Source organism: Paraburkholderia caribensis, from assembly GCF_002902945.1.
GTDB classification, from domain to species: Bacteria; Pseudomonadota; Gammaproteobacteria; order Burkholderiales; family Burkholderiaceae; genus Paraburkholderia; species Paraburkholderia caribensis.
Genome location: NZ_CP026101.1, coordinates 1,849,848 through 1,875,704 on the forward strand (window position 1 = coordinate 1,849,848; position 25,857 = coordinate 1,875,704).

At 63.8% G+C, this 25,857-nt stretch carries 22 protein-coding genes; 3 read left to right on the forward strand and 19 right to left on the reverse strand.

Translation table 11 applies throughout. The annotated features are described in order from the left end of the window. Positions 1–386: 386 nt before the first annotated feature. The 6 genes from phaR to C2L66_RS08225 all read right to left on the reverse strand — a co-directional run bounded on the left by phaR (position 387) and on the right by C2L66_RS08225 (position 7,941). A complete protein-coding gene (gene phaR, locus C2L66_RS08200; RefSeq protein WP_007742570.1) occupies positions 387–965 on the reverse strand; it encodes a polyhydroxyalkanoate synthesis repressor PhaR in 579 nt (192 codons plus the stop codon). 148 nt (positions 966–1,113) lie between these two features. Then, on the reverse strand, positions 1,114–1,854 hold the full coding sequence (locus C2L66_RS08205; protein ID WP_054930423.1) for a 3-ketoacyl-ACP reductase: 741 nt from the start codon (positions 1,852–1,854) through the stop codon (positions 1,114–1,116). Positions 1,855–2,033: 179 nt separating this feature from the next. After that, entirely contained in the window at positions 2,034–3,215 is a 1,182-nt protein-coding gene (locus C2L66_RS08210; protein ID WP_054930433.1) for an acetyl-CoA C-acetyltransferase, read from the reverse strand. 190 nt (positions 3,216–3,405) lie between these two features. Then, positions 3,406–5,394, reverse strand: a complete 1,989-nt coding sequence (gene phaC / locus C2L66_RS08215) for a class I poly(R)-hydroxyalkanoic acid synthase (RefSeq protein ID WP_224102591.1) — start codon at positions 5,392–5,394, stop codon at positions 3,406–3,408. Positions 5,395–5,821: 427 nt separating this feature from the next. Then, complete coding sequence (gene pgeF, locus C2L66_RS08220) at positions 5,822–6,661, reverse strand: peptidoglycan editing factor PgeF (protein ID WP_060600745.1); 840 nt, start codon at positions 6,659–6,661, stop codon at positions 5,822–5,824. Beyond that, complete coding sequence (locus C2L66_RS08225; RefSeq protein ID WP_060600743.1) at positions 6,658–7,941, reverse strand: RluA family pseudouridine synthase; 1,284 nt, start codon at positions 7,939–7,941, stop codon at positions 6,658–6,660. Before C2L66_RS08225 ends, pgeF begins: the two co-directional genes overlap by 4 nt. Positions 7,942–7,979: 38 nt before the next feature. Between C2L66_RS08225 and C2L66_RS08230 the strand changes: the two genes are divergently transcribed. Then, on the forward strand, positions 7,980–8,837 hold the full coding sequence (locus C2L66_RS08230; RefSeq protein ID WP_036005095.1) for an outer membrane protein assembly factor BamD: 858 nt from the start codon (positions 7,980–7,982) through the stop codon (positions 8,835–8,837). 129 nt (positions 8,838–8,966) lie between these two features. Here the strand turns inward: C2L66_RS08230 and rlmD are convergent, their stop codons facing one another. Continuing rightward, complete coding sequence (gene rlmD / locus C2L66_RS08235; protein ID WP_060602662.1) at positions 8,967–10,391, reverse strand: 23S rRNA (uracil(1939)-C(5))-methyltransferase RlmD; 1,425 nt, start codon at positions 10,389–10,391, stop codon at positions 8,967–8,969. Positions 10,392–10,474: 83 nt separating this feature from the next. Here rlmD and C2L66_RS08240 point away from each other — a divergent pair, with 83 nt between their 5' ends. Beyond that, entirely contained in the window at positions 10,475–11,338 is an 864-nt protein-coding gene (locus C2L66_RS08240; protein ID WP_060600740.1) for an endonuclease/exonuclease/phosphatase family protein, read from the forward strand. Positions 11,339–12,104: 766 nt separating this feature from the next. On the opposite strand, the gene C2L66_RS08245 is transcribed toward C2L66_RS08240, so the two are convergent. Genes C2L66_RS08245 through surE form a run of 5 tightly spaced genes read right to left on the reverse strand, consistent with a single transcriptional unit; the run spans position 12,105 to position 16,783 of the window. Then, positions 12,105–12,881 (reverse strand): 3'-5' exonuclease, encoded by a 777-nt coding sequence (locus C2L66_RS08245; protein ID WP_060600736.1) that lies wholly within the window; start codon positions 12,879–12,881, stop codon positions 12,105–12,107. A 6-nt stretch (positions 12,882–12,887) separates the two neighbouring features. Continuing rightward, complete coding sequence (gene rpoS / locus C2L66_RS08250) at positions 12,888–13,982, reverse strand: RNA polymerase sigma factor RpoS (RefSeq protein ID WP_060600733.1); 1,095 nt, start codon at positions 13,980–13,982, stop codon at positions 12,888–12,890. 16 nt (positions 13,983–13,998) lie between these two features. Continuing rightward, positions 13,999–14,946 (reverse strand): peptidoglycan DD-metalloendopeptidase family protein, encoded by a 948-nt coding sequence (locus C2L66_RS08255; protein ID WP_060600730.1) that lies wholly within the window; start codon positions 14,944–14,946, stop codon positions 13,999–14,001. Between the two features lie 5 nt (positions 14,947–14,951). After that, positions 14,952–16,028 (reverse strand): protein-L-isoaspartate(D-aspartate) O-methyltransferase, encoded by a 1,077-nt coding sequence (locus tag C2L66_RS08260; RefSeq protein WP_060600727.1) that lies wholly within the window; start codon positions 16,026–16,028, stop codon positions 14,952–14,954. Next, positions 16,025–16,783, reverse strand: coding sequence for a 5'/3'-nucleotidase SurE (gene surE, locus C2L66_RS08265; protein ID WP_054930414.1), 759 nt, complete (start codon positions 16,781–16,783; stop codon positions 16,025–16,027). The genes C2L66_RS08260 and surE overlap by 4 nt, the downstream gene beginning before the upstream one ends. A 287-nt stretch (positions 16,784–17,070) precedes the next feature. On the opposite strand from surE, the gene C2L66_RS08270 reads away from it, so the two are divergent. Further along, positions 17,071–18,045: an NADPH:quinone oxidoreductase family protein gene (locus C2L66_RS08270; RefSeq protein ID WP_054930419.1), complete on the forward strand. Its 975-nt coding sequence runs from the start codon at positions 17,071–17,073 to the stop codon at positions 18,043–18,045. A gap of 69 nt (positions 18,046–18,114) precedes the next feature. Here C2L66_RS08270 and C2L66_RS08275 read toward each other — a convergent pair whose 3' ends face one another. The 7 genes from C2L66_RS08275 to dnaX all read right to left on the reverse strand — a co-directional run bounded on the left by C2L66_RS08275 (position 18,115) and on the right by dnaX (position 25,856). Beyond that, positions 18,115–18,939, reverse strand: coding sequence for an ABC transporter permease (locus C2L66_RS08275; protein WP_054930413.1), 825 nt, complete (start codon positions 18,937–18,939; stop codon positions 18,115–18,117). A 1-nt stretch (position 18,940) separates the two neighbouring features. Next, positions 18,941–19,765 (reverse strand): ABC transporter ATP-binding protein, encoded by an 825-nt coding sequence (locus C2L66_RS08280; protein ID WP_036005071.1) that lies wholly within the window; start codon positions 19,763–19,765, stop codon positions 18,941–18,943. A 134-nt stretch (positions 19,766–19,899) separates the two neighbouring features. Beyond that, positions 19,900–20,937, reverse strand: coding sequence for an ABC transporter substrate-binding protein (locus C2L66_RS08285; protein ID WP_060600724.1), 1,038 nt, complete (start codon positions 20,935–20,937; stop codon positions 19,900–19,902). A gap of 70 nt (positions 20,938–21,007) precedes the next feature. Then, on the reverse strand, positions 21,008–22,252 hold the full coding sequence (locus tag C2L66_RS08290) for a CaiB/BaiF CoA transferase family protein (protein ID WP_060600721.1): 1,245 nt from the start codon (positions 22,250–22,252) through the stop codon (positions 21,008–21,010). Positions 22,253–22,323: 71 nt separating this feature from the next. Further along, positions 22,324–22,920: a recombination mediator RecR gene (gene recR / locus C2L66_RS08295; RefSeq protein ID WP_036005062.1), complete on the reverse strand. Its 597-nt coding sequence runs from the start codon at positions 22,918–22,920 to the stop codon at positions 22,324–22,326. A gap of 142 nt (positions 22,921–23,062) precedes the next feature. Next, positions 23,063–23,389, reverse strand: coding sequence for a YbaB/EbfC family nucleoid-associated protein (locus C2L66_RS08300; protein ID WP_006048866.1), 327 nt, complete (start codon positions 23,387–23,389; stop codon positions 23,063–23,065). Positions 23,390–23,471: 82 nt separating this feature from the next. Further along, a complete protein-coding gene (gene dnaX, locus C2L66_RS08305; RefSeq protein ID WP_060600719.1) occupies positions 23,472–25,856 on the reverse strand; it encodes a DNA polymerase III subunit gamma/tau in 2,385 nt (794 codons plus the stop codon). Between the last annotated feature and the right edge of the window lies 1 nt (position 25,857).

Below are 25,857 nucleotides of genomic sequence, written 5' to 3' on the forward strand. Positions count from 1 at the left end.
ATGCTTGATCTCCGTAAAATACAAAACAGCCGCGCCGGTTTTTTATGCGGCCGCTTCTTGATGGGACTCAGGCTTGTCGAGCTAGTCAGCGATATTCAATGACAGACTCGAGTCACGGTTGAGGTCCGGACTAGTATTATTTTTTTTGATCAGCAGCCCATGTCAACACTAGCGGTTCTGATTTTATCTAGCTAAAAATCAGCAAATTCGAAATATCAAAAAAATTAATCTCAATCAGATATTTCATACTGGTCAACATTTTGGGACTGCATGCCGCAACGTGCAGAAAATGACCAGGCTTAGCCAGACATCGACGAGAAACAGACGACCCTCTGCCCGGCGCGCGCCGCCGGGCAGATTCGAGTATTCAGCCCGCTCGCGCAGCCTTACTTCTTCTCCGGCTCCGGATTTCCTTGCGGCGTCGGCTGCGTAAACGGGAACGTGCTGAACATCGTCTTCGCCTGGTTCTGCATCTGCTCCTGCATCTGCACGAACATGTTCTTCGATTGCTCGATGTAACTCGTCATCATCCCCTGCATCATCGGGGCTTGCATGTTCATGAACTGCGACCAGACCTCCGGATTCATCGTCTTGCCCTCGTACAGGCCCTTCGACTGATCCGCGAGTTTGCTCTGAATGTCGATGAACGCCTGGATGTTCTTTTCCAGGTACGTGCCCATCATGCCCTGCATCGCATGCCCGTAGAAACGGATGATCTGCGACAGCATGATCGACGAGAACATCGGCAGGCCGCCACTCTCCTCCTCGAGAATGATCTGAAGCAGGATGCTGCGCGTCAGGTCTTCGTTGCTCTTGGCATCGATGACCTTGAAATCCTCCTGATCCAGCACGAGCTGCTTCACATCGGTCAACGTGATGTAAGTGCTGGTCTCTGTATCGTACAGTCGACGGTTCGGATATTTCTTAATGAGTCGTTCGGCTGTTTTCTTTGTAGTAGTGGTCATGTAACGCCTTTGAGCGCGAATGAAGCGCAGAAACGGCGTCCTGCCGAACGCACAGCAAAACGCTGCGCGTACAAGACGCCGCCGGAAACATCTGAACCATGCAACATCCTGCTTCGTTCGAGCCACCACGAACCAGGACGTCCACGGATCAGCCCATATGCAGGCCGCCGTTCAGCGAGAAGTCGGCCCCCGTCGAGAAGCCCGACTCGTCCGACGCCAGCCATGCAACGATCGACCCGATTTCATCCGGCGTGCCCAGACGGCGCACCGGAATCGTCGCGACGATCTTTTCCAGCACATCGGCGCGAATCGATTTCACCATGTCCGTGCCGATGTAGCCCGGCGAAACGGTATTGACCGTCACGCCCTTGGTGGCCACTTCCTGCGCGAGCGCCATCGTGAAACCGTGAATCCCTGCCTTCGCGGTCGAATAGTTTGTTTGACCGAACTGGCCCTTCTGGCCGTTCACCGACGAGATATTGATCACGCGGCCCCAGCCACGCTCGACCATGCCGTCGATCACCTGTTTCGTCACGTTGAACAGGCTGGTCAGGTTCGTGTCGATCACGGCCGTCCAGTCTTCATGCGTCATCTTGCGGAATACGACGTCGCGCGTGATGCCCGCATTGTTGACCAGCACGTCGATTTCGCCGACTTCGGCCTTCACCTTGTCGAACGCGGCCTTGGTCGACTCCCAGTCGCCCACGTTGCCTTCCGACGCAATGAAGTCGAAGCCCAGAGCCTTCTGATCTTCGAGCCATTTCACGCGACGCGGGGAATTCGGGCCGCAACCTGCGATCACCTTGAAGCCATCCTTGAGCAGACGCTGGCAAATGCTCGTGCCGATGCCACCCATGCCGCCCGTTACGTACGCAATTCGTTGTGACATAACACACACTCCATTATCGTTTTACGAGGCGCCAGCCGCCTCGTGCTTCGCCTTCCAATGTCCGATGCGCCCGCCGCGCCCGATGCGGCCAGGCGCGCGAAAGCATCGGACCACGCCGCGCCGCCAGTCGCCGTCGGGCGACACCGGCAGGCGCGGCGGCCTCCTTGTGAAACGACTGCTTACGGACGCTCGACCGCGAGCGCCACGCCCATGCCGCCGCCGATGCACAGCGACGCCAGGCCTTTCTTGGCATCGCGCTTCTGCATTTCGTGCAGCAGCGTGACGAGAATCCGGGCGCCGGATGCGCCGATCGGGTGGCCGATCGCGATCGCGCCGCCGTTCACGTTCACCTTCGACGTATCCCAGCCCATCTGCTTGTGCACGGCCAGCGCCTGCGCCGCGAATGCCTCGTTGATTTCCATCAGGTCGAGGTCGTTCACGCTCCATCCCGCGCGCTCCAGGCAACGGCGCGATGCCGGCACCGGGCCCATGCCCATCACCTTAGGATCGACGCCCGCGTTCGCGTACGCCTTGATGCGCGCGAGCGGCGTGAGACCCAGCGCCTCGGCCTTCTTCGCCGACATCACGACCACGGCTGCCGCGCCGTCGTTCAGGCCCGACGCATTCGCCGCCGTCACCGTGCCTTCCTTCGAGAAAGCCGGCTTCAGGCCCGCCAGCGACTCGGCCGTGACGCCGTGGCGCACGAATTCATCCGTTGCGAACGACAGCGGATCGCCCTTTCGCTGCGGAATCTGGATCGGCACGATTTCATCATCGAAGCGGCCGGCCTTCTGTGCGGCTTCCGCCTTATTCTGCGAGAGCGCCGCGAACTTGTCCTGGTCTTCGCGCGAAATGCCGTATTCCTTCGCGACGTTCTCAGCCGTCACGCCCATGTGGTACTGGTTGTACACGTCCCACAGGCCGTCGACGATCATGCTGTCGATCAGCTTCGCGTCGCCCATGCGGAAGCCGTCGCGCGAGCCCGGCAGCACGTGCGGCGCCGCGCTCATGTTTTCCTGGCCGCCCGCGATGACGATGTCCGCGTCGCCCGCGATGATCGCGTTGGCGGCCAGCATCACGGCCTTCAGGCCCGAGCCGCACACCTTGTTGATGGTCATGCCGGGCACTGCCATGGGCAGGCCGGCCTTGATCAGCGACTGACGCGCCGGGTTCTGTCCCGAGCCCGCCGTCAGCACCTGACCGAGGATGACTTCGCTTATTTGCTCAGGCTTGAGGCCCGAGCGCTCCAGCACGGCGCGGATCACCGTGGCGCCCAGTTCCGGCGCCGCAATCTTCGCCAGCGACCCACCGAATTTGCCGACAGCCGTGCGGGCCGCCGATACGATCACTACGTCAGTCATTTTCGTTTCCTCCGGAGGCTGCGGCGACATGCTCCACAGTACCCCGTCAAGTTGATAATCCGGTCAAGTCAGCGTTACTGCGATACAGCGTCTGTCTCACTCCATCCGTCGTCAGTCGTTTTCCGTCAGGGGGTGGTCGCTCTTTTCACATCGACGGCGACCCTATCCGAATGATTCGGCCCCCGAACGATTATTCGCGCTGCTGCACGTAGCGGCCAGGCGCAGGCTCGATCACCGGAAACTCCGCCGAGCCAGCTTGCGCCGCGGGCTTCACCTTCTTGCCGCCGAACTGGGCGAGCCAGCCCGTCCATTCGGGCCACCAGCTCCCGGGCGTTTCCGTCGCGCTTGCGAGCCAGTCGGCGGGATTGTCGGGCAGCGTTTTATCGTCGCCCGCCACCGACCAGAAGCTGCGCTTTTTCTTCGCCGGCGGATTGATCACACCGGCAATATGGCCCGACGCGCCGAGCACGAACTTGCGTGGGCCGGTCAGCAGCGGCACCGACGCATACGCCGTTTCCCACGGCACGATGTGGTCTTCGCGCGAGCCGTAGATGAACGTCGGCACGTCGATGCGCGTCAGGTCCACCTTCTCGCCGCACGTGGTGAGCGCGCCCGGTTCGCGCAGCTTGTTTTCCAGATACGTGTTGCGCAGGTACCAGCAGTACATCGGGCCCGGCAGGCTCGTCGAATCGCTGTTCCAGTACAGCAGGTCGAACGGCATCGGCGTGCGGCCCTTCAGGTAGTTGTCGACGACGTAGTTCCATACGAGGTCGTTCGGGCGCAGGAACGAGAACGTGTTCGCGAACTCGAGGCCGCGCATCAGGCCAGGCGGCGTGCCGTTCTTGCCGCCGATGGTCTGCTCGCGCATCTGCACATGCGCTTCGTCGACGAAGATGTCGAGAATGCCCGTGTCGGCGAAGTCGAGCATCGCCGTGAGCAAGGTCATCGATGCCGCGGGATGCTCGCCGCGCGCCGACGCCACGGCTAGCGCCGTCGCGAGCAGCGTGCCGCCGATGCAGAAGCCGAGCGTGTTGATCTGCTCGCGGCCGCTGATCTGGCGCGTAGTTTCGATCGCGGCCAGCACGCCGTCGCCGATGTAGTCGTCCCAACCCTTGTCGGCGATCGATTGATCCGCGTTGCGCCACGAAATCAGATACACCTGATGGCCCGACTCGACCGCGTGCGCGACCAGCGAGTTCTCGGGCTGGAGATCGAGGATGTAGTACTTGTTGATGCAAGGCGGCACGATCAGCAGCGGCCGCTCGTACACGGTCGCCGTGCGCGGCTTGTACTGGATCAGTTGCATCAGCTCGTTCTCGAACACGACGGAACCTTCCGACATCGCGAGATTCTTGCCGACCACGAAACGCGATTCGTCCGTCTGCGAGATCTTGCCGCGCTGCATGTCGTTGAGCAGGTTCATCACGCCCTGACGCAGGCTTTCGCCGTTGCTTTCGAGCAGTGTTTTTTGCGCTTCTGGATTCAGCGCGAAGAAGTTGCTCGGCGAGGCGGCCGCGGTCCATTGCTGCACGGCGAAGCGGATGCGCTCGCGGGTTTTCTGGTCGGTTTCGAGCGCGTCTACCAGTTCCTGCAGATAGCGCGCGTTCAGCAGATACCATGCTGCCGTGTACGCGTAGACGGGCGTCGTCTTCCATGCATCCGAACTGAAGCGCCGGTCCTTGAGCTCGATAGCCGAGGAGCTTGTCTGCGTCGACTGTTGCAGCAACTGCATCGCTTCACGCGAATAGTCTGACTGCAACTGCTGCAGACGCCCGGACGGGATGGATGCGCTCGGCACCTTCAACCCGGCAAGCTGCTGCGTGAACTGTTGCGCAATCTGCGGATTGAATGCCTGTCCGAAGAATGCGTTGAACGGTTGAGCTTCGGCCGGACCGTTCGGTTGAGCTTGCGTTTGCGCAAACTGTTTGGCCAGTTGCTCGAAGAAAGGATTCGCGAATGGCAGCGAACCAGCCTGCGCCGTCGCCGCTTTGGCGAAGTCGGGCATGGCGGGGACACTAAATGGATTGCCGTTCGCTGCAGCCTGCGCGCCTATCGAACGCCATGCGTTCATCCAGGCATCGAACCATTGATGCACCCCTGCCGCATCCGCCTGCTGCTGCGTGCGGTCCGACGAGGTGTCCGTGCGAGAAGAAGTCGAGGAAGTTTGAGATGCAGCCATGCCTGCTTTTAACCGAAAGGTCCTCGCGGACGGGTTGAGAGGCAGGTACTCGCGCGGGAGCAGCGAATGGTTCACGACCGCGTTACGTCCTTGCCCAGTGGAGAACATTCTTGCGCCCCATCGCAAGGCATGTCAATGCTTGTTCCCGATTTTGCCGCACTGCGATATTTTTTTCATCATCGTTTTCCCGATGTATATGAAACCGAATTGCCGATGGAACAAACGCTCGCGCTGTGCAATGCAAAACGAGCCCGCTACTACGGGCTCGTCTGGCTGATGGAGGAACGCGCGGAACGCTTATGCACTGCGCAACCGCGTAGGTCTTCTTATTTTCGCGCAGTGCAACATAAGACCGTATAGGACCCCGCTTAACGTCGGGTCAGGCGCAGCAAAATTGCCTTTGTGCAGCGGGAGTTAGACGCGCCTGTCATTGATCCGCGAGCCAGATCAGCGCGGCCATCCGGCCTGTTTCGCGATCGCGTCGATAGGAGTAGAAGCGCTCGCGTTCGGTGACCGTGCAGTGATCGCCGCCTGTTACGTTCGTCACGCCAATCTGCGCGAGACGCCAACGCGCGAGCCGCGGCAGATCCGCGAGGAACTTGCCGGCGTTCAACGGGTGTTCGACGAAGGCGCTGGCGACGGCCTCGCGTTGTGTGCCGCCGACACCGTTCATGAAGGCGTCACGCACGTCTGGTCCGACCTCGAAGGCCTGCGGGCCGATGCATGGGCCCAGGTAAGCATGCAACGCTGACATGTCAGTGCCCGCGAGCGACGCGACATGCTGCGCCGTATGCTCCACGACACCCGACGCGAGACCGCGCCAGCCCGCATGCGCAGCGCCCACCGCGCGGCCCTGCGGATCGCATAGCAGGACGGGCATGCAATCGGCGATCATCACCACGCATACCGTGCCCGTCCGGTCGGTCACGCTGGCATCGGCTTGCATCAGCGGTTCGCCGCGCCGTGTGGCGGCCAGCACGTCACCGGCATTCACGACGGTCGCGCCATGAACCTGCGCGAGCCATGCGGCCTCATCGCGCGCCGTCAGCCGCATCAGACGCGCACGGTTGGCTTCGACATGCGCGGGATCGTCGCCCGACTTTCTGCCGAGATTCAGCCCGCCCGCTCCATCGACGCCATCGCGCCATGTGCCGAACGGCGGCAGGCTGACGCCGCCGTTGCGCGTCGTGACGAGCGCCCGCACGCGCGGCGACACGGACCACTCGGGGCGCAACACGTCGTTGGTGGTCAGCTCAGGCAGCGTCATGCGCGGTCGTCCTTGTCGGGTGATGGTTCGTCGTCTTCACCGTCGTAATCGTCTTCGATCGATGCTTCGGCTTCATCGTCGTAGTCGTCATACTCGTCGAAATCTTCCTGGTACGCAGCGTCGTGCTCGCGGCCGAGGCCCAACGCTTCGGACAGTTCAGCGATATCGTCGGGCACGTCGGCGCGCCATTGCATCGTGCGGCCCGTGCGCGGATGAACCAGCGCGAGCCGCCAAGCATGCAGCGCCTGGCGCGCGAAGCCGCCCGGCAGCGGCGTCACCGAGCGCTGGCCGCGCGCACGTCCGTACACGGGGTCGCCTAGCAGCGGATGGCCGACATGGGCGCAATGCACGCGAATCTGATGGGTGCGCCCGGTTTCCAGATCGCAGTGAATCGCCGAGACGGGCTGACGCTCCCATATGGCCGAATCGATGCGCCGGAAGTGCGTGCGCGCCGGCTTGCCCGCGGCGCCCGTCACCACGGCCATGCGGGTGCGCTCGCGCGGATCGCGGCCGATCGGCGCGTCGATCGTGCCTTCGTCGCGCATGTTGCCCCACACGAGCGCGAGATAGCGGCGTTTCACGGTGCGCGCCTGCAGCTGGCGCACGAGGTCGGTTTGCGCTTCGAGCGTGCGCGCGACGACCATCAGTCCCGAGGTCTCCTTGTCCAGCCGATGCACGATGCCCGCGCGCGGCAGGCCCGCGGCCGCGTCGCCATAGCGATGCAGCAGGCCGTTGAGCACCGTGCCGCTCCAGTTCCCCGCAGCGGGATGCACCACGAGGCCGGCCGGCTTGTTGATCACGACGAGCGTGTCGTCTTCATAGACGATGTCGAGCGGCACGGGTTCGGGCGTGAACGCAAGCTGCTCGGGCAGCAGATCGGGCACCAGCTCGATCGATGCGCCAAGCGGCACCGGCTGGCGGATTTTCGCGGGCTGTCCGTCGACGCGCACACGCTGCGCCTCGATCCAGCTTTGCAGCCGGCTGCGTGAAAACTCCGGAAAGACTTTGGCGAGCACCTTGTCGAGGCGCTCCCCGGCGAGCTCGGACGGCACCGTGACGACTCGCGGCGCTTCGTCTGCGCGCCGCGCGGAGCCTTGCTCCGCGCCGGATGCAGACGATGGGGCGAGCGCGTCGCCGACCAGATCGTCGTCAAGGGCATCGGTGCCCGGGTCACCTGCCGATACGTTGGCGGGGTCGGCGCTTGGGCTATAATCTTTGTTGCTCTTCCGCGCGCCCTGACCGGGATGCTGAGCGGGACGCGGAGTATTGGAACGGGTCATCGAGACTGGGTCACCTGGACGTAAAGCTAGACTGGAAAATGCGAGCCTTGAACATCATTACTCAAACTGTTCGAAAGACGGTGGCCCAAAAGCTGGCCAGGAAAGCAGCCCTCTATGGCGCTTCCATGGCAGCCGTTACGCTGGTGGCGGCCTGTCACGGCCTGCCGGAAAAGACCGACGAAACGGCCACGTGGACCAACAATAAATTATATACGGAGGCGCAAGACGCCTTGAGCGGTGGCGACTTCGGCAAGTGCGCGAAATACTTCGAAGCACTCGAAGGCCGCGACCCGTTCGGCCACTTCGCGCAGCAGGCGCAGATCAACGTCGCGTACTGCAACTGGAAGGACAGCGAAACGGACGCCGCCGACCAGGCCGTCAACCGCTTCATCCAGCTTCACCCGGATCACCCGGACATTCCCTACGCGTACTACCTGAAGGGCATGATCCACTTCAACGACGATCTGGGCCTGTTCGGCCGCTTCTCGGGCCAGGACATGAGCGAGCGCGATCCGAAGTCGCTGCGCGAGTCGTATGACGCGTTCAAGGTCGTCGTCGACAAGTACCCGCAGAGCAAGTACGCGCCGGATGCGGCCCAGCGCATGCGCTATATCGTGAACGCGCTCGCGTCGCACGAAGTGCACGCAGCGGACTACTACTACCGCCGTGGCGCGTATGTGGCCGCCATCAACCGTGCGCAGCTCGCGATCAAGGAATACAAGAACGCGCCCGCGATCGAAGACGCGCTGCACATCATGATGCTGTCGTATCAGAAGCTGGATCAGCCCCAGCTTGCGGACGACACGAAGCGCATCCTGGCGGGCACGTTCCCGGACAGCCCGTACATCACGGGTCATGCACGTCCGGGCAAGGAAAAGTCCTGGTGGCAGTTCTGAGGGCAGTTCTGACCCGCCTGACCGGATAAAAAAACGCCACGGTTGCATACCGTGGCGTTTCTGTTTCTGGCGTCCGCGTTTGCGTGTCTCCGCGTTGATGCAATAGGCGCACGCTTCAGTCCGTCACATTCAGTCGCGCTCGAAGAGTGCGATCGACTCCACGTGCGAGGTGTGCGGGAACATGTTCACGACACCCGCGCCCTTCAGCCGGTAGCCCGCTTCGTGCACGAGCAGGCCCGCGTCGCGCGCGAGCGTCGCCGGGTTGCACGACACGTAGACAATGCGCTTCGGCAACGGCCCTTCGCCGCTCTGCGCAATGTCCGCGAGCGCCTTCGACACCGCGAGCGCGCCTTCGCGCGGCGGATCGATCAGGTATTTGTCGAAATGACCGAGCGCGCGGATGTCGTCGGCGGTGACTTCGAACAGATTGCGGCACGCGAACGACGTATGGCTGTCGACGCCGTTTTCCTTCGCGTTGTCGAGCGCGCGCGAGGTCAGCACCTCGCTGCCTTCGATACCCACCACTTCCCGCGAGATCCGCGCGAGCGGCAGCGTGAAGTTGCCGATGCCGCAGAACAGATCGAGCACGCGGTCGGTCTTCGCGGGCGCCAGCAGACGCAGCGCGCGGCCGACCAGCACGCGGTTGATCTGATGGTTGACCTGGGTGAAGTCGGTCGGACGGAACGGCATGCGGATGCCGTATTCGGGCAGCGTGTAATCGAGCTGCGCGTCGAGCGGATAGAACGGATAGACCGTGTCCGGCCCTTTCGGCTGCAGCCAGAACTGGACATTGTGCTGATCGGCGAAATCGCGCAGCAGCTGTTCGTCGGCCTCGTTGAGCGGCTCCAGAACGCGCAGCACGAGCGCCGTCACCGATGAGCCGACGGCCAGTTCGATCTGCGGCATGCGGTCGCGAATCGACAGCGCTTCGACCATGTGCCGCAGCGGCACCAGCATGTCGGACACGTGCGGCGGCAGCACTTCGCAGCTCGTCATATCGGCGACGTAGCTGCTTTTCTTTTCGTGGAAACCGACCAGCACGCCGCCCTTCTTCGCGACGTGGCGCACGGTGAGGCGCGCGCGATAGCGGTAGCCCCAGGACGGGCCGTGGATCGGCCGGAACACGGTTTCCGGGCGCAGCTTCGACAGATGGGCCAGATTGTCTTCGAGCACGCGCTGCTTGACGGCGATCTGCGCGCGCACGTCGAGATGCTGCATCGAACAACCGCCGCAGATGCCAAAAAACTTGCACTGCGGGCGGGTACGGATCACGCTCTCTTTAAGAATATCGACGAGTTGCGCCTGTTCGAAGCTGGGCTTTTTGCGGTAGCTCGAATAGGTGACCCGTTCGCCGGGCAGCGCGCCCTCGACGAAGATGACCTTGCCGGGCGAGCCGTCTTCCGTGACGGTGCGGCCGACGCCACGCGCTTCCATATCGAGCGACTCGATATCGAGTTCGGGCGCCTTGAAGGGACCGGCGGCAGCGTCTTCGCGCGCCTGCTTGCCCTTTCTGGACGAGCGCGTTTTACCAATGTGGGGGACAGTTTCGGACACCTGCGACTTCCTGACAGACTGTGTAAAAGTGGGACCAAACACGAGATTGTAGACGAACGACACACACCGACGGAGATTTGACGATGCGACTGATCAGCTGGAATGTCCAGTGGGGACGCAGTGCGCACGGCGACGTGAACCTGACGCGCACGCTCGACGAGGCACGCCGGCTCGTTGATTTCGACGTGCTGTGCATGCAGGAAGTCACGCGTGGCTTTTCGGTGCTGGCGGGGCATCCGGGCGACGACCAGTTCGCCGAGATCGCGGACGCCCTGCCGGGATTCACGGTGCTCGAGGCGATCGGCGCGGATCTGCCCGCGTTGAAGCTCGATGCGCCGGCGGCGCCGCGACGGCAGTTCGGCAATGCGATCGCGACACGTCTGCCTGTCGAGCGTGTGATCCGCCATTCGTTGCCATGGCCGGTCGATCCGGAGGCGCCGTCGATGCAGCGCGTCGCGCTTGAGGCGGTGCTGCGCGCGCCGGGCGGCTCGGTGCGGGTGATCGTGACGCATCTGGAGTTTTATTCGCTGAAGCAGCGGCTCGCGCAGGTCGACCGGCTGCGCCAGTTGCAGCAGGAAGCCGCTGGGCATGCGGCGCATCCTGTTCCCGCCGAGAACGCCATTGGGCCGTTTGCTGATACCGGGCGGCCGGTCAGTGCCGTCGTGTGTGGCGACTTCAATAGCGCATACGGTAGTGAGGCCTACCGGCGGATGCTCGAGCCGCTCGACGGCAGTCCTTCGTTTATCGATGCCTGGACCACGTTGCATCCGGGTCAGACGCCGCCTATGACGGCAGGTGTCTTTGACAAGGTTCAGTGGGCAGATGGGCCGCTGACCTGCGATTTCGTATTTGTCACTGATGATTTGCGGATGCGGTTACGTAGGTGTGAGGTCGATGGCGCGACCCGCGCTTCGGATCATCAGCCTATCTTGGTCGAGTTGGATTAAGGTTTTTTTTGGGTTTTTTTTGTCTGCGACGATGGGGTGGTTTGCTTGCTTTTGCGCTGGCATCCGCGTGACGTTAGCTTGCTTCAGGCGTCGCCCCTGTGCGGGGCGGCACCTACTTTTCTTTGCCGCCGCAAAGAAAAGTAGGCAAAAGAAAGCGGCTCACACCGCCAGCCCGTGTTCTTATCCACGGGCCCCCAACGTCCCCACGCCTCACGCGGCAGTGCCCTGGTTGGTGCTCGTTGCCAACGCGTCGAACAGGCGCCTCACCACTTCAAACACCCGTACATGAGTTAGCGGCAGCGAATGGTACGTGCCGCCCAGGTGGCAAACTGTGTGTAGGTTGTCGCGGCGTATAGCTCGGCGCTCTTACATGGAGGTATGCGCGTGCTATCGGGTCCGGAGTGAGGCGTGCGAGGCGCTATGGCCTACACACAGTTTGCCACCTGGGCGGCGGTGGACTATCTGGCGCGGCGTGCTGGGCCGCAGGTGTGTGAAGCAGGTGAGGCGCACCGCAAGAGCGCTGGCAACGAACACGAATGACGTGATTGCCGTGTGAAGCGTAAGAACCTTTGGGGGCCCTCAGGCAAGAATTAGCGCTGGCGGTGTGAGCCGCTTTCTTTTGCCTACTTTTCTTTGCGGCGGCAAAGAAAAGTAGGTGCCGCCCCGCACAGGGGCAACGCCTGAAGCACGCTAACGTCACGCGGATGCCAGCGCAAAAGCAAGCAGACCACCCAAGCGTCGCAGACAAAAGACCCCAAAAAAACCACTAATTATCGAACGCAGAGAGATACTCGGCCCAATGAGGCGCCGCCTCCTGCGCCAAGGAGTTCTTCACGAGTGCGATTTCATCCGCATACTCCTCCGGCGAAAACCCACCCCGCATCAACTGAAACCGACAATAAAGCAGATAAGTATTAACGACATCCGTCTCACAGTAGTTCCGGATCTCATCGATCCGCCCCGCCTGAAACGCGTGCCACACCTGCCCGCCATCCATCCCGAGCTTGCCGGGAAAACCACACAGCTTGGCAAGCGCATCGAGCGGCGCATTCGCCCTCGCCTGATACATCGCGAGCACATCCATCAAGTCAGTATGCCGCGCGTGGTATCGGCTGATGTAGTTGTTCCACTTGAAATCGCGGTCATCCTCGCCAAGATCCCAAAACCGGTTCGCGCGTATGCCATTCACCAGCGCACGGTAGTTCAGCACCGGTAAATCAAAGCCGCCCCCGTTCCACGACACCAACTGCGGCGTGTACTTCTCGATCGTGCGATAAAACGACTGCACGAGCGAAGCCTCGCCATCCGACGGCGTGCCAAGCGAACGCACCCGAAAACCATTGTCATCGCGGAACACGCATGAAATCGCCGCGACACGCTGCAAGTGATGCGGCAGAAAATCACTGCCCGTCTTCTCGCGCCGCGCCGCAAACGCGTGCTCGGCCACTTCTTCGTCGGACATCGTTGCGGGAAGACTTTCAAGCCGGCGAATGCCGGCGACATCGGGAATCGTCTCGATGTCGAAAACCAGAATTGGAGTCATCAGTTTCTAGAGAACAGCGTCCTTTCGAACGCCATTGGACGCAAAGAAGCGCTTCAGACGCACGAGCGCCTCTTGCTGGATCTGGCGCACACGCTCGCGCGTAAGGCCCATTTCGTCGGCAAGTTCCTCGAGCGTGGCCGGCTCGATGTGATTCAACCCGAAGCGGCGCTCGATCACATGACGGTGTTTGTCCGAGAGCCGCGCGAGCCACGCGCGCGTCAACGTCTCGAGCTCGCGATGCTGCACCTCCGCATCGGGCGACTGACTCTGGTCGTCGGACAACAGATCGAGCAGGCTGCTCGCCGGGTCGAGATCGAGCGGCGCATCGAGCGACGCCGTGTGCTCGTTCAACGCGAGGATATCGGTGACTTCGTCCGTCGTCTTGCCCGTCAGATACGCGATGTCGTCGATGCTCGCGTCGCGGCGCTCGGCCGCTTCGCCCGAATTCATCGAATTCTTTTCGAGGTGGCGCTTCGCGCGCAACACCTGATTCAGCTCGCGGATCACATGCACCGGCAGCCGCACCGTGCGCGCCTGATTCATGATCGCGCGCTCGATGCTCTGGCGAATCCACCACGTTGCATACGTCGAGAAGCGGAAGCCGCGCGTCGGATCGAATTTTTCGATCGCGTGCATCAGGCCCAGGTTGCCCTCTTCGATCAGATCGAGCAGCGGCACGCCGCGATTCAGATACCCCTTCGCGATGCTGACCACGAGCCGCAGATTGCGCTCGATCATCACCTGGCGCGCTTCGAACTCGCCCGCCTTCGCGAGGCGCGAATAACGCTGCTCTTCCTCGACGGTCAGCAGCGGCTTCACGCTGATCCGGTTCAGGTAGTGCTGGATCGTGTCAGCCGTGAGTTCGGCCTGCAAGAGCGCGCGAAAATCGTCGGCGTCGGGCGCGGAATCGTTTGCGCTCTCGCGCCCCTCGGATTCCTCGTCGCGACCCGACGCCCGCTCTTCGGAGTCGTTGGCGTTGTCGAGATCCTCGACAGTGTCGTCATCGACATCCGAAGCGCCAACGTCGTCCACCGAAACAGGCGTGGCACGGCTCACGGACTCAGTCTCTGCTTGCGACGGGCGGCGCTTCGATTTCGGCATGGTCGTATCGCTTGGCTTATTGCGGCGGCAAATACTTCATTGGGTCGACAGGCTTACCCTGGCGGCGAACTTCGAAATGCAACATCACGCGGTCGGAATCACTATTGCCCATTTCGGCGATCTTCTGACCTTTGGTTACCGCGTCACCCTCTTTTACCATCAAAGCACGATTATGTGCATACGCTGTGAGATACGTCGCGTCATGTTTGATGATAATGAGATTGCCGTAACCGCGCAGCCCATTTCCTGCATAAACCACCCGGCCGTCGGCGGAAGCCTTTACCGCTTCGCCCGCCGATCCGCCGATGTTCACGCCTTTGTTCTTCGAATCATCAAAGCCGTTCAACAACGGTCCGCGCACGGGCCAAGCAAACGTCACGTTGCCGTTCGACGCCGTCGCGTCGCTGGCCGCGGGCGGCGGCGTGACCGGTTGTGCACCTGACGCGCCCGGCGCCGCACCGTAAATGGGCGGCTGGTTGGCCGCACCCGCCGACGGCGCCGGCTGGACGCCCGCCACTGGCGCGTTCTGCACCGCGCCGCCGCCAACGGGCGCCGTCGCGACACCCGGCACGCCCGCCACAAGCGGCGCGCCGTTCGCACCCGTCGGCGCCACGCGCAGCAACTGGTCGACTTCGATCTGGTTCGGGTTGGTCAGGTTGTTCCACGCGGCGATGTCGCGATAGTTTTGACCGTTTTCGAGCGCGATCCTATACAAGGTGTCGCCAGGCTTCACTCGGTAGTAGCCCGGAGGCGGCGGCCCGAGCGGCGCGGCAGGCTGCGCGCCGGGCGCGGCGCCCGGCTGCGTGACAGTGCCGAGGGTGCCGGAGCGATCGACGACGGGCGCGTTATCGAGCCGCGTTGCACATGCGGCCAGGACGGACAGCATGGCCACGCAAACGCTGCGCTGAGCGACGGACAACGGGACATTCAGGCTTGTTCTTTGCATCGCGCGAAACATACTCATCGGGGTTAAATCACTCCGGATTTTAAGGGGACAAAGAAAACGCGATCAAGCCGCGATTCGCGCCACTGCGCGGGGCCCGTGCGCTCGACGAGCGTGAGCACCTGCGACTGTCCGTCCTGCGATCCGACAGGCGCCACGAGCCGCGCGCCGATGGCAAGCTGCTCGAGCAGCGCCTGCGGCACATCGAGTCCAGCTGCCGCGATCACGATCGCGTCGAACGGTGCCGCGGCCGGCAAACCGATCCGTCCGTCGCCGTAGTGCAGACGGATGTTCGGGATGCGCAGCGGACGCAGGTTCGTCTTCGCGCGCTCGTAAAGCGGCTTGATGCGTTCAATCGAATACACGTCGCGCGCGACGTGGCTCAGCACCGCGGCCTGATAGCCGCAGCCGGTGCCGATTTCCAGCACATTCGCGAGCGTGCGGCCCTGCGCAGCCAGCTCGATCATCCGCGCGACCACGGAAGGCTTGGAGATGGTCTGGTGATGGCCGATGGGCAGCGCCGCGTCTTCGTAAGCCTGCGTGGCGAGGCCAGGATCGACGAACATATGACGCGGCACCATTGCCATCGCATCGAGCACGCGCGGGTCGGTGATGCCGTTCGCCCGCAGCCTTTCGACCATCCGCTCGCGCACGCGTTCTGACGTCAGCGTGACGGCGCTCGTCAACGCGACATTGGGCGCGCCCGTGCGCTCGAACGACGCCGTCACGGGACGCGGCAACTGGTTGCGCGCGCCGTCATTGCGGATCGTAATTGCGCCTTTCGTATTGACGATTCCGGACGGACTTTTTGTAATCGCGGACGGGCGCGCGGACGAACCGGCCGCTTTCGCGTTCGAATTGAGGATGCCTGTCGCGCCCTTCGCGCCCGCCGGCGTTTTTCCAGCGACGGTGCCGCTCACGCTGCTGCGCGCGCGCCCTGTTGCCTGCGCGTTCGGGTTGGGTACGGCCGCCTTCGGCGCGGCAGGCTTGGCTGCAGCCGGCTTGGCCGCAGCCGTTTTCGCGCCGCGCGCGTCCGCCCGGCGCGGCTCCCGCACCAGGTCTTCGAGTCCCAGCGGAAAGCGCTTTGCGCGCTCGCCCGTCATGAAGCGCCGCTCCCGGCGCTGAGCCAGTCGCGCGCCGCGGGCAGCATAGCCGTATGGGTCAGATCGAGTTGCAGCGGCGTGATCGACACGAGGCCGTTAGCCACCGCGTGGAAGTCGGTGCCTTCGCTGGCATCGCGCGCGCTGCCCGACGGTCCGATCCAGTAGATCGGCTCGCCGCGCGGATTGGTCTGCCGGATCACCGGCTGCGACGGATGCCGCTTGCCGAGGCGCGTGATACGCCACTCGCGCAACTGCTCGTAAGGCAGGTTCGGGATGTTGACATTCAGCAACGGATAACCCGGCAGCGGTTGCTCGAGATAATGCGCGACGATTTCGGCGGCGACGCGCGTCGCGTCTTCGAGATGCACCCAGTCTTTATCGACGAGTGAAAACGCGATGGCGGGCACGTTGAACATGATGCCTTCTGTCGCCGCGGCGACGGTGCCCGAATACAGCGTGTCCTCGCCCATGTTCTGCCCGTTGTTGATGCCGGACACGACGAGATCGGGCGTGTGATCGAGCATGCCCGTCAATGCGATGTGGACGGAATCGGTCGGCGTGCCGTTCACGTAGTAGAAGCCGTTGGCCGAGCGCAGCACCGACAGCGGGCGCGAAAGCGTTAGCGAATTCGACGCGCCGCTGCAATTCTGTTCGGGAGCCATCACGGTGACATCGGCGAGCGGCTTGAGCGCTTCGTAAAGCGCAGCAAGGCCTGGCGCCAGATAACCGTCGTCATTGCTGAGTAGGATTCGCATGCGGCGATTGTAACCGAGGAAACAAGGCACGCGAACGACACACAGGCCCCGCGCGTGCCTATGCTTTCATGCAGCGCGGCATGGATGCGGCTGCACGACGAAAGCGCACGGTCGTTCGCGCCTGCATTACACTGCTTCGCTATAAGGGTTTGTCAAGACGGCGGCGTTTGCTTCGCTGCGGCACCCGCGTTATAGCGCGCCCGCAGCCGTACGGAGCCGGAAGCACGCTTATGAGCCGTGCATGAACCCGCGAAGCCTGCAACGCACATTCACCGATGGGAGACACGATGCGCGCAATCCGCTGCAACCAGTACGGCCCGCCCGAAAGCCTGAGCATCGAGGAACTACCCGATCTCGTGCCGCAAGCCGGCCAGATCGTCATCGACGTCAAGGCGGCAAGCGTCAACTTTCCCGACGTGCTGATCATCCAGAACAAGTACCAGTTCAAGCCGCCCCTGCCCTTCACGCCCGGCGCGGAAGTCGCGGGCATCGTGCGCGCCGTCGGCGACGGCGTCACGCAGTTCAGACCCGGCATGCGCGTGGTCGCTTACACGCAGCAAGGCGGGTTCGCCGAGCAGGCCGTCGCGGACGCTGCCGCGTGCGTGCCGTTGCCCGATGACGCCGATCTCGAGACGGCAGCCGTCTTCACCCTCGCCTATGGCACGTCGCATCACGCCGTGGTCGATCGCGCCGCGCTGAAAGCGGGTGAAACGATGCTCGTGCTCGGTGCGGCAGGCGGCGTGGGACTCGCCGCCGTCGAAATCGGCAAGGCGCTCGGAGCACGCGTGATCGCAGCGGCATCGAGCGACGAGAAGCTCGCGACCTGCGTCGCGCACGGCGCCGACGCGACCATCAACTACGCGACGGAAGACTTGCGCGAACGGATCAAGGCGCTCACGGACGGCAACGGACCCGATGTGATTTACGACCCCGTCGGCGGCAGTTATGCGGAACCCGCCTTTCGCAGCATCGGCTGGCGCGGGCGATATCTCGTCGTCGGCTTTGCGAACGGCGACATCCCGAAGCTGCCGTTCAATCTCGCGTTGCTCAAAGGCGCGAGCATCGTCGGCGTGTTCTGGGGCGATTTCGCACGGCGCGAGCCGCAACGCAATGCGGCCGCGTTCGAGCAGATGGTCGGCTGGATTCGCGAAGGCAAGCTCACGCCGCTCGTGTCGGCGCGTTATCCGCTCGAAGACACGGCGCGCGCGCTCAACGACATGGCGCAGCGGCGCGTGCTCGGCAAGATCGTGATCACGCCGTAAGCCTTCAAAACACAAACGGCGCGTAGCCTTCGCAGGTCACGCGCCGTTTGCAACGGGAACATCGGGCGATCAGAGCTTTTCGGTCTCGCCGCTCTTCGGCTGCCACTTCATCAGGCGCTTCTCCAGCGCGCCGACAATCGCATCGAGTATCAGCGCGAAGGCCGTGAGCACGAGAATGCCGGCAAACACGGTGTTGATATCGAACGTGCCTTCGGCCTGCAAGATCAGATAGCCGACGCCGCGCGCCGAACCCAGATACTCGCCCACCACCGAGCCGACGAACGCCAGCCCCACCGACGTATGCAGGCTCGAAAACACCCAGCTCATCGCGCTGGGCAGATAGACGGCGCGCAATAGCTGCTTGCGGTTCGCGCCGAGCATGCGCGCATTCGCGAGCACGACCGGGCTGACTTCCTTCACGCCCTGATAGACGTTGAAGAACACGATGAAGAACACGAGCGTCACGCCGAGCGCGACTTTCGACCAGATGCCCAGACCGAACCACACGCCGAAGATCGGCGCGAGAATCACGCGCGGCATCGAGTTGGCGGCCTTGATGTACGGGTCGAACAACGCGCTCGCGAGCGGCGACAGCGCGAGCCACAAGCCGACGCCGAGTCCGAGCACCGTGCCGAGCGCGAAGGCGAGCACGGTTTCGATCAGCGTGATCCACAGGTGCAGATAGATTTCACCGGACGCGAACCACTCCCAGATCCGCAGGAGCACTTTCTGCGGTTCGCCGAAGAAGAACGCCGCCTTGTTCGCGTCGTCGAAATAGAACGCGGGCAGCAGTGTCGGGCTCGTCAGCACGTACCAGAGCACGAAACACAGCACGAGCAGCAGCCACTGCCAGATCACGAGGTTCGCGCGGTTCGGGCGCAATGCTTTCCACATCTCAGTTGCCCTCCGGCGCGACCGTCAGTTGCTGCTGATAACCCTTAAGCACTTCGTCGCGCAGCACGCTCCAGATCTGCGCGTGCAGTTCCACGAAGCGCGGATGCGAGCGCACTTCGGCGACATCGCGCGGACGCGGCAGATCGATCGTAAACTCGCCGATCGGCCGCGTACCCGGCCCCGCTGACAGCACCACGACGCGGTCCGACATGGCGATCGCTTCGTCCAGATCGTGCGTGATGAAGAGCACGGCTTTGCGCTTCGCGGCCCACAGGTCGAGCAGCTCGTTTTCCATCAACTGGCGCGTCTGGATGTCGAGCGCGGAAAACGGCTCGTCCATCAGGATGATGTCGGGATCGAGAATCAGCGTCTGCGCCATCGCGACCCGCTTTCTCATGCCGCCCGACAGCTGATGCGGATAACGGTCCCCGAACCCGCCGAGACCGACGCGCTTCAGCCATTCGTCGGCGCGTGCGAGCGCTTCGGCGCGCGGCACATCATGGAACGACAGGCCCGCCAGCACATTGTCGAGCGCCGAGCGCCACGGCATCAGCGCGTCCGCCTGGAACATGTAGCCGGCGCGCCGGTTGATGCCCGTTAGCGGTTCCCCGAACACCGTCACCGCGCCCGAGGACGGCTCCAGCAGCCCCGCGCCGACGTTCAGCAAGGTCGACTTGCCGCAGCCCGTCGGGCCGACCACGGAGACGAACTCGCCCGGCGCGATGCGCAGCGTCGTGTCCTTGACGGCGGTGTAACGTTGCCCGCGCTTCTCGCGCGACGCAAACGTGCAGGTGATGTTTTCGAGCGCCAGGGCGGCAACGGTCATCGTTTGGCTCGCTTGTTTCGATGCTTCGGTGGTTCGATGTTGCAATATCGTGACGCGGCGGGGCTTGCGCCCTCACGCGTGCCGCCGGGCGCAAGCCCGGCACGGATCGAGGTTGAATCGAAGTTCAGATGGCGTTATGCCTTGACCGTCGCGAGCGCCTTCTTCACGAAGTCGTTCGTCCAGGTCTTCGACAGATCGATCGGCTTGCCTTTAATCGTGTCGTCGAAGGCCTGCAGCGTTTTCAGCGATGTCGCGGGGCCGTCGGCGGGCATCAGGCCATCGGGCGACATCGCCTCTTTCACGTGCTGCCACGCATCCAGATACAGCGCACGGTCGCCGAGCAGGTAGGCCTCGGGCACGGTGTTGATCAGCTCGGTGCCCGTCGCCGTCTGCAGCCACTTGAGCGCGCGCACCATTGCGTTGGTCAGCGCCTGCGTCGTGTTCGGATTCTTGCTGATGAACGATTGCGAGGCGTACAGACAGCCGGCCGGCATGTTGCCGCCGAACACCGTGCGCGTGTCGGCCAGCGTGCGCGTATCCGACACGACGCGAATCTCGCCCGAGCGTTCGAGCTTGGTCATCACGGGGTCGAGATTGGCGAGCGCGTCGATCTGGCCGGACTGCAACGCGGCGATCGCGCCCGCCCCGGCGCCGACGCCGATGAACGACACGTCCTTCGCCGTCAGCCCGGCTTTGGCGAGCACGAAGCTCGCCATGATCGACGTCGACGAACCGGGCGCCGTCACGCCGATTTTCTTGCCCTTCAGATCGGCGATCGACTTGTAGTTCGCCATCGTCTTTTTCGACACGGCGAGCACGATCTGCGGCGCGCGTCCTTGCAACACGAATTCGCGGAAGTACTGGTTCTTTGCCTGCAACAGCAGCGTGTGCTCGAACGCGCCGGACACCACGTCCGCGCTGCCGCCGACAGCCGCTTTCAACGCCTGCGAGCCGCCCGCGAAATCGGAGATTTCGATGTCGAGCCCTTCGTCCTTGAAGAAATTGCGGCGCTCGGCAATGGTGAGCGGCAGATAGTAGAAGAGGTTCTTGCCGCCGACGGCGATCGCGACTTTCGACGTCTCCAGCTTGCTTTGCGCAAACGCGAGCGGCGCGCCGACGAGCGATGCGCCCGCGAGTGCCGCGCCGCCTGCGAGAAAGCTTCTTCGTTGCATGGTCCTGTCTCCGGTTTTTGTTCTGTCGCGGGCTGATCCGCCCGTCTTCGTGCGCTAGCGTGGGTGCCCGCTACACGATCTGTTGCGCGTGCAACCTTGCAATGTGGTCCGCATCATAACCCAGCGTTTGCAGAACTTCATCCGTATGTTCACCCAGTTCGGGTCCGAGCCAGCGCGTCTCGCCAGGCGTCTCCGAGAGCTTCGGCGTGACGTTCGGCAGCGTGATGTCGCGTCCGTCCTGCCACTTGAATGTCTGGATCATCTGGCGCGCGACGTATTGCGGATCGGTGAACATGTCGGCGACGCTGTAGATGCGGCCCACGGGCACGTCGGCGGCGTTCAGCACGTCGAGCGCTTCGTCGATCGTGCGGCTGGCGAGCCACGCGGCGATCGCGCCGTCGATCTCCTGCGTGCGCGGCACGCGGCCGTCGTTATGCGCGAGCGCCGGATCGTTCGCAAGATCTTCACGGTCGATCGCGAGCATCAGCCGCCTGAAGATGGGATCGCTGTTGCCGCCGATCACGATGCTGCCGTCGCGGCACGGATAGGTATTGGACGGCACGATGCCCGGCAGCGATGCGCCCGTGCGCTCGCGCACCATGCCGTACACGCCGTATTCGGGCACCACGCTTTCCATCATGTTGAACACGGCCTCGTACAGCGCGACATCGACGACCTGCCCTTTGCCGCCGTTCACCTGCCGGTGATGCAGCGCCATCAGCGCGCCGATCACGCCGTGCAGCGCCGCGATCGAATCGCCGATCGAAATGCCGATGCGCGGCGGCGGCAAGTCCGGATAACCGGTGATGTGGCGCAGCCCGCCCATCGATTCGGCAATCGCGCCGAAACCGGGACGGTCGCGATACGGGCCCGTTTGTCCGTAGCCGGACAGGCGCACCATCACGAGACCGGGATTTTCCGCCGACAGCACGTCATAGCCGAGTCCCAGTTTGTCGAGCAGGCCGGGCCGGAAATTCTCGACGACGATATCCGCTTCTTTCGCGAGCTTGCGGACGATTTCCTTGCCTTCTTCGGCCTTCAGATTGATCGTCACCGACTTCTTGTTGCGCGCCTGCACGGCCCACCACAGCGACGTGCCGCCCACTTCGGGATAGAGCTTGCGCCATTTGCGCAGCGGATCGCCGCCCTTCGGATCTTCGATCTTGATCACGTCCGCGCCGAATTCGCCGAGAAAGCGCGCGGCGAACGGACCCGCGATCAGCGTGCCGAGTTCGAGCACCTTGACGCCCGCGAGCGGCCCCTTGGGCTTGTCCGCTTCGGGTTTATCCGTTGGCGTTGAAGTGGATGCGCTCATGTGTCTCCTGATCTTCGTTGTGCTGGCCGGGCGGTTCTGCCGTCACGCGTTGCGGTTCGGACGGCGCGCCGTTACATCGAACGCCTGTCGAGCATTGCGCGCGCGATCGTGCCCGCGTCGACATATTCGAGTTCGCCGCCCACGGGCACGCCGCGCGCGAGCCGCGTGACGGACAGGCCACGTGCCTTGAGCGTCTGGCCGAGATAATGAGCCGTCGCCTCGCCTTCATTGGTGAAGTTGGTTGCGAGCACGACTTCCTTGACGACGCCGTCCGATGCGCGCCTGACGAGCCGGTCGAAATGGATTTCCTTGGGGCCGATGCCATCGAGCGGACTGAGGCGCCCCATCAGCACGAAATACAGGCCACGGTAGGTCATGGTCTGTTCGAGCATGATCTGGTCGGCTGGCGTTTCGACGACGCACAGCAGCGTCGGATCGCGTTCGCTGTCGCTGCAGACCTCGCAGATCTGCGCTTCCGTGAACGTGTTGCATTTCTCGCAGTGCTGCAGATGCTCGGTGGCAAACAGCAGTGAGCGGCCGAGTTTCTCGGCGCCTTCCCGATCGTGCTGCATCAGGTGATATGCCATACGCTGCGCGGACTTCGGACCGACGCCGGGGAGTACGCGCAGCGCTTCGACGAGCGCCGACAAGGCGGAAGGTTGTTTCATGCTGGTACGGCGGCGTCGACGTGTAGTGGATTGAATCGCGAATGCGTTGCGGCGTGCGAAACCGCGCCGTTTGACAACCAACGGCGAACGCGCGCGCATCAGGCCATGAGGCGATGCGCCGCGCGCGACACGCCGCGCGCAATTAGAACGGCAGCTTGAATCCCGGCGGCAGCGGCAGGCCGGAAGTCATGCCACCCATTTTTTCCTGCGCGGTGGCTTCCGCCTTGCGCACGGCATCGTTGAAGGCAGCGGCGACGAGGTCTTCGAGCATGTCCTTGTCGTCGGCGAGCAGGCTCGGATCGATCGATACGCGGCGCACGTCGTTCTTGCAGGTCATCGTCACCTTGACGAGACCCGCGCCCGACTGCCCCTCGACTTCGATCTGCGCGAGTTGCTCCTGCATCTTCTTCATGTTTTCCTGCATCTGCTGGGCCTGCTTCATCAGCCCGGCGAGTTGACCTTTCATCATGGACTTGCTCCTTCGTAATAGTGGATTCGGTTGGGCGCGTGCGCGTCGGCGTAATGGGAGGCGCGGAAGGCGCGCGCGGATGTCAGTGGCCGGCCGCGCTCTGGCCGCCTTCGGCGCCCGGCGCAAGCGGGCGAACGGAACCCGGCACGATGCTCGCGCCGAATTCGCGGATCAGCGACTGCACGAACGGATCGGCGCCGATCTCGCGCTCGGCTTCCTGCTGGCGCTTCGCGCGTTCGATCGAATCGAGCACGGCTGCCGTGCGCCGCACCGGGCCGACTTCGACCTGCACATCGATTTCATTGCCCAGACGTTCGGCGAGCGCCGCCTTGAGCTTCGCGACCTGCGCGGACTCGGTGTAAAGCTGGACTGCGACATTCAGTTTGAGCGTCTTGCCCTCGACGGCCATCAGTTCGCTGTTGAACGCGAGCTGATAAGCGATGCCCTTGAGCGGCAGCGTGACGGCGAGCGCCGGCCAGTCGCCCGCGACGCCGATCGCATCGAGCGGCACGGCGGGCGGCAGCGTGCGGATGTCGACGACGGGCGCGGCTGTGGCGACAGGCGCGGCGGGCGCATTGCCTCGCCCGACGAGCATGTCGTCCGGGCCGCTGTCGAAGACGGGAACGAAGTTGTCGTCGGAAGCCGCGAAGAACGCATCGTCCGACGATGCGGGCATGTAGTCGTCCGGCGGAATGTCGTCCCACGGCGGAACGCCCGAGGCGCCCTGCGGCTGCGCGGCGCGCGCCGTCTGCGTGCGCGCCGCGCTTCCCTGCTGTGCGGCGGCCGCGGCGCGGCGCGCGGGATCGGGCGTCGGCACGCGAACGGCGACACGCGGCGCGGCGGGCTTGGCGGGTGCCGCAGGCGCCGCTGACGCGGGCGAAGCCGAGGCCGATGCGGCACGGCCTCCTGCCGATACCTTCAGGCCCGCATTGCGCAGCACGTCGAGCGCGGCGCTCGCGCCGCCTGCGCGGCGCGGCGCCGATTCGGGCTGCGTGGAGGCGTCGTCTTGCGGCGCAGCGTTGTCTTGTTGCCGGACGGAAGCAACCGGTGCATCGACATTCGCGGTCGATTCGGCCGAACTCGAAGCCCCGGCCACCGACATCGGCGTGACGGCGGCATCGACAGGCGCGGCCTGGATTTCAGGCGCTGGCGGTGGCGGCACGGCCGCTTCAGGAGCGGCTTGCGGCTGAACCAGCGCGGGTTCGGGTTTCGCCTCCGGGGCGACGCGCGGCGCAATCGCAACGGCAGCCGCCGGCGCCTCGCTGGCGCGAGCCTGCGGCGCGGCAGCCGCCGCCGCGACAGGCGCACCCGTGCGCTTCGCTCCAGCCGGCGGCACGCTCGAACGCCCAGCAGGCGCCACGCCGCCTCCGCCGCCACCGTTCGGGGCCGGTTCGAACGCGAGCATGCGCAACAGCGTCATCGTGAAGCCCGCGTATTCATCTGGCGCGAGGCCCAGTTCGCTTCGGCCGATCGTCGCGATCTGATAGAACAGTTGCACCTGCTCCGGACTCAGCGCGTCGGCGAAACGGCGCAGGTCGGCGGCTTCCGGCCACTCGTCCAGCACCGACGACGGCGCGAACTGCGCCCACGCGATCTTGTGCAACAGCCCGGCGAGATCCTGCAGCGCGGTCGAGAACGACAGGCTGCGCAATGCCATTTCGTCGGCAACCGACAGCACCGCCGCGCCGTCGCCCGCGACCAGCGCGTCGAGCAGGCGGATCAGATAGCTTTGATCGAGCGCGCCGAGCATGCCGCGCACGGCTTCCTCGGTGACCTGGTTCGCCGAGTACGCGATGGCCTGATCGGTCAGCGACAGCGCATCGCGCATCGAGCCGTCCGCCGCGCGCGCGAGCAGGCGCAGCGCTTGCGCTTCGTGCGGAATGTTCTCTTCGCCGAGAATGCGCTCGAGGTGCGACACGATATGTCCGGCCGGCATCTGCTTCAGGTTGAACTGAAGGCAGCGCGACAACACGGTGACGGGAATCTTTTGCGGGTCAGTGGTGGCGAGGATGAACTTGACGTGCGGCGGCGGTTCTTCCAGCGTCTTCAACATCGCGTTGAACGCGTGGTTCGTCAACATGTGCACTTCGTCGATCATGTAGACCTTGAAGCGCGCGTCGACGGGCGCGTACACCGCGCGCTCCAGGAGCGCGGCCATTTCGTCGACGCCGCGGTTACTCGCCGCGTCCATCTCGACATAATCGACGAAGCGCCCTTCGTCGATCTCGCGGCACGCGCGGCACACGCCGCACGGCGTGGACGTGACACCCGTCTCACAGTTGAGCGCCTTCGCGAAGATCCGCGACAGCGTCGTCTTGCCGACGCCACGCGTGCCTGTAAACAGATAGGCGTGGTGCAGACGGCCGCCGTCGAGCGCGTGCGTGAGCGCGCGCACCACGTGCTCCTGTCCGACGAGCGAAGCGAAATCCTTCGGCCGCCATTTGCGTGCGAGAACTTGATAGGTCATC

Excerpts from the sequence above, each read along its gene's own strand:
- C2L66_RS08210 (WP_054930433.1), bottom strand. The coding sequence starts at position 3,215 with ATGACTGACGTAGTGATCGTATCGGCGGCCCGCACGGCTGTCGGCAAA.
- C2L66_RS08205 (WP_054930423.1), bottom strand. The coding sequence starts at position 1,854 with ATGTCACAACGAATTGCGTACGTAACGGGCGGCATGGGTGGCATCGGC.
- dnaX (WP_060600719.1), bottom strand. The coding sequence starts at position 25,856 with ATGACCTATCAAGTTCTCGCACGCAAATGGCGGCCGAAGGATTTCGCT.
- C2L66_RS08285 (WP_060600724.1), bottom strand. The coding sequence starts at position 20,937 with ATGCAACGAAGAAGCTTTCTCGCAGGCGGCGCGGCACTCGCGGGCGCA.
- C2L66_RS08260 (WP_060600727.1), bottom strand. The coding sequence starts at position 16,028 with ATGACGGGCGAGCGCGCAAAGCGCTTTCCGCTGGGACTCGAAGACCTG.
- C2L66_RS08275 (WP_054930413.1), bottom strand. The coding sequence starts at position 18,939 with ATGTGGAAAGCATTGCGCCCGAACCGCGCGAACCTCGTGATCTGGCAG.
- phaC (WP_224102591.1), bottom strand. The coding sequence starts at position 5,394 with ATGGCTGCATCTCAAACTTCCTCGACTTCTTCTCGCACGGACACCTCG.
- C2L66_RS08280 (WP_036005071.1), bottom strand. The coding sequence starts at position 19,765 with ATGACCGTTGCCGCCCTGGCGCTCGAAAACATCACCTGCACGTTTGCG.
- C2L66_RS08300 (WP_006048866.1), bottom strand. The coding sequence starts at position 23,389 with ATGATGAAAGGTCAACTCGCCGGGCTGATGAAGCAGGCCCAGCAGATG.
- C2L66_RS08245 (WP_060600736.1), bottom strand. The coding sequence starts at position 12,881 with ATGACTCCAATTCTGGTTTTCGACATCGAGACGATTCCCGATGTCGCC.
- C2L66_RS08230 (WP_036005095.1), top strand. The coding sequence starts at position 7,980 with ATGCGAGCCTTGAACATCATTACTCAAACTGTTCGAAAGACGGTGGCC.
- C2L66_RS08290 (WP_060600721.1), bottom strand. The coding sequence starts at position 22,252 with ATGAGCGCATCCACTTCAACGCCAACGGATAAACCCGAAGCGGACAAG.
- phaR (WP_007742570.1), bottom strand. The coding sequence starts at position 965 with ATGACCACTACTACAAAGAAAACAGCCGAACGACTCATTAAGAAATAT.
- rpoS (WP_060600733.1), bottom strand. The coding sequence starts at position 13,982 with ATGCCGAAATCGAAGCGCCGCCCGTCGCAAGCAGAGACTGAGTCCGTG.
- recR (WP_036005062.1), bottom strand. The coding sequence starts at position 22,920 with ATGAAACAACCTTCCGCCTTGTCGGCGCTCGTCGAAGCGCTGCGCGTA.
- surE (WP_054930414.1), bottom strand. The coding sequence starts at position 16,783 with ATGCGAATCCTACTCAGCAATGACGACGGTTATCTGGCGCCAGGCCTT.
- C2L66_RS08225 (WP_060600743.1), bottom strand. The coding sequence starts at position 7,941 with ATGACCCGTTCCAATACTCCGCGTCCCGCTCAGCATCCCGGTCAGGGC.
- C2L66_RS08255 (WP_060600730.1), bottom strand. The coding sequence starts at position 14,946 with ATGAGTATGTTTCGCGCGATGCAAAGAACAAGCCTGAATGTCCCGTTG.
- pgeF (WP_060600745.1), bottom strand. The coding sequence starts at position 6,661 with ATGACGCTGCCTGAGCTGACCACCAACGACGTGTTGCGCCCCGAGTGG.
- C2L66_RS08270 (WP_054930419.1), top strand. The coding sequence starts at position 17,071 with ATGCGCGCAATCCGCTGCAACCAGTACGGCCCGCCCGAAAGCCTGAGC.
- C2L66_RS08240 (WP_060600740.1), top strand. The coding sequence starts at position 10,475 with ATGCGACTGATCAGCTGGAATGTCCAGTGGGGACGCAGTGCGCACGGC.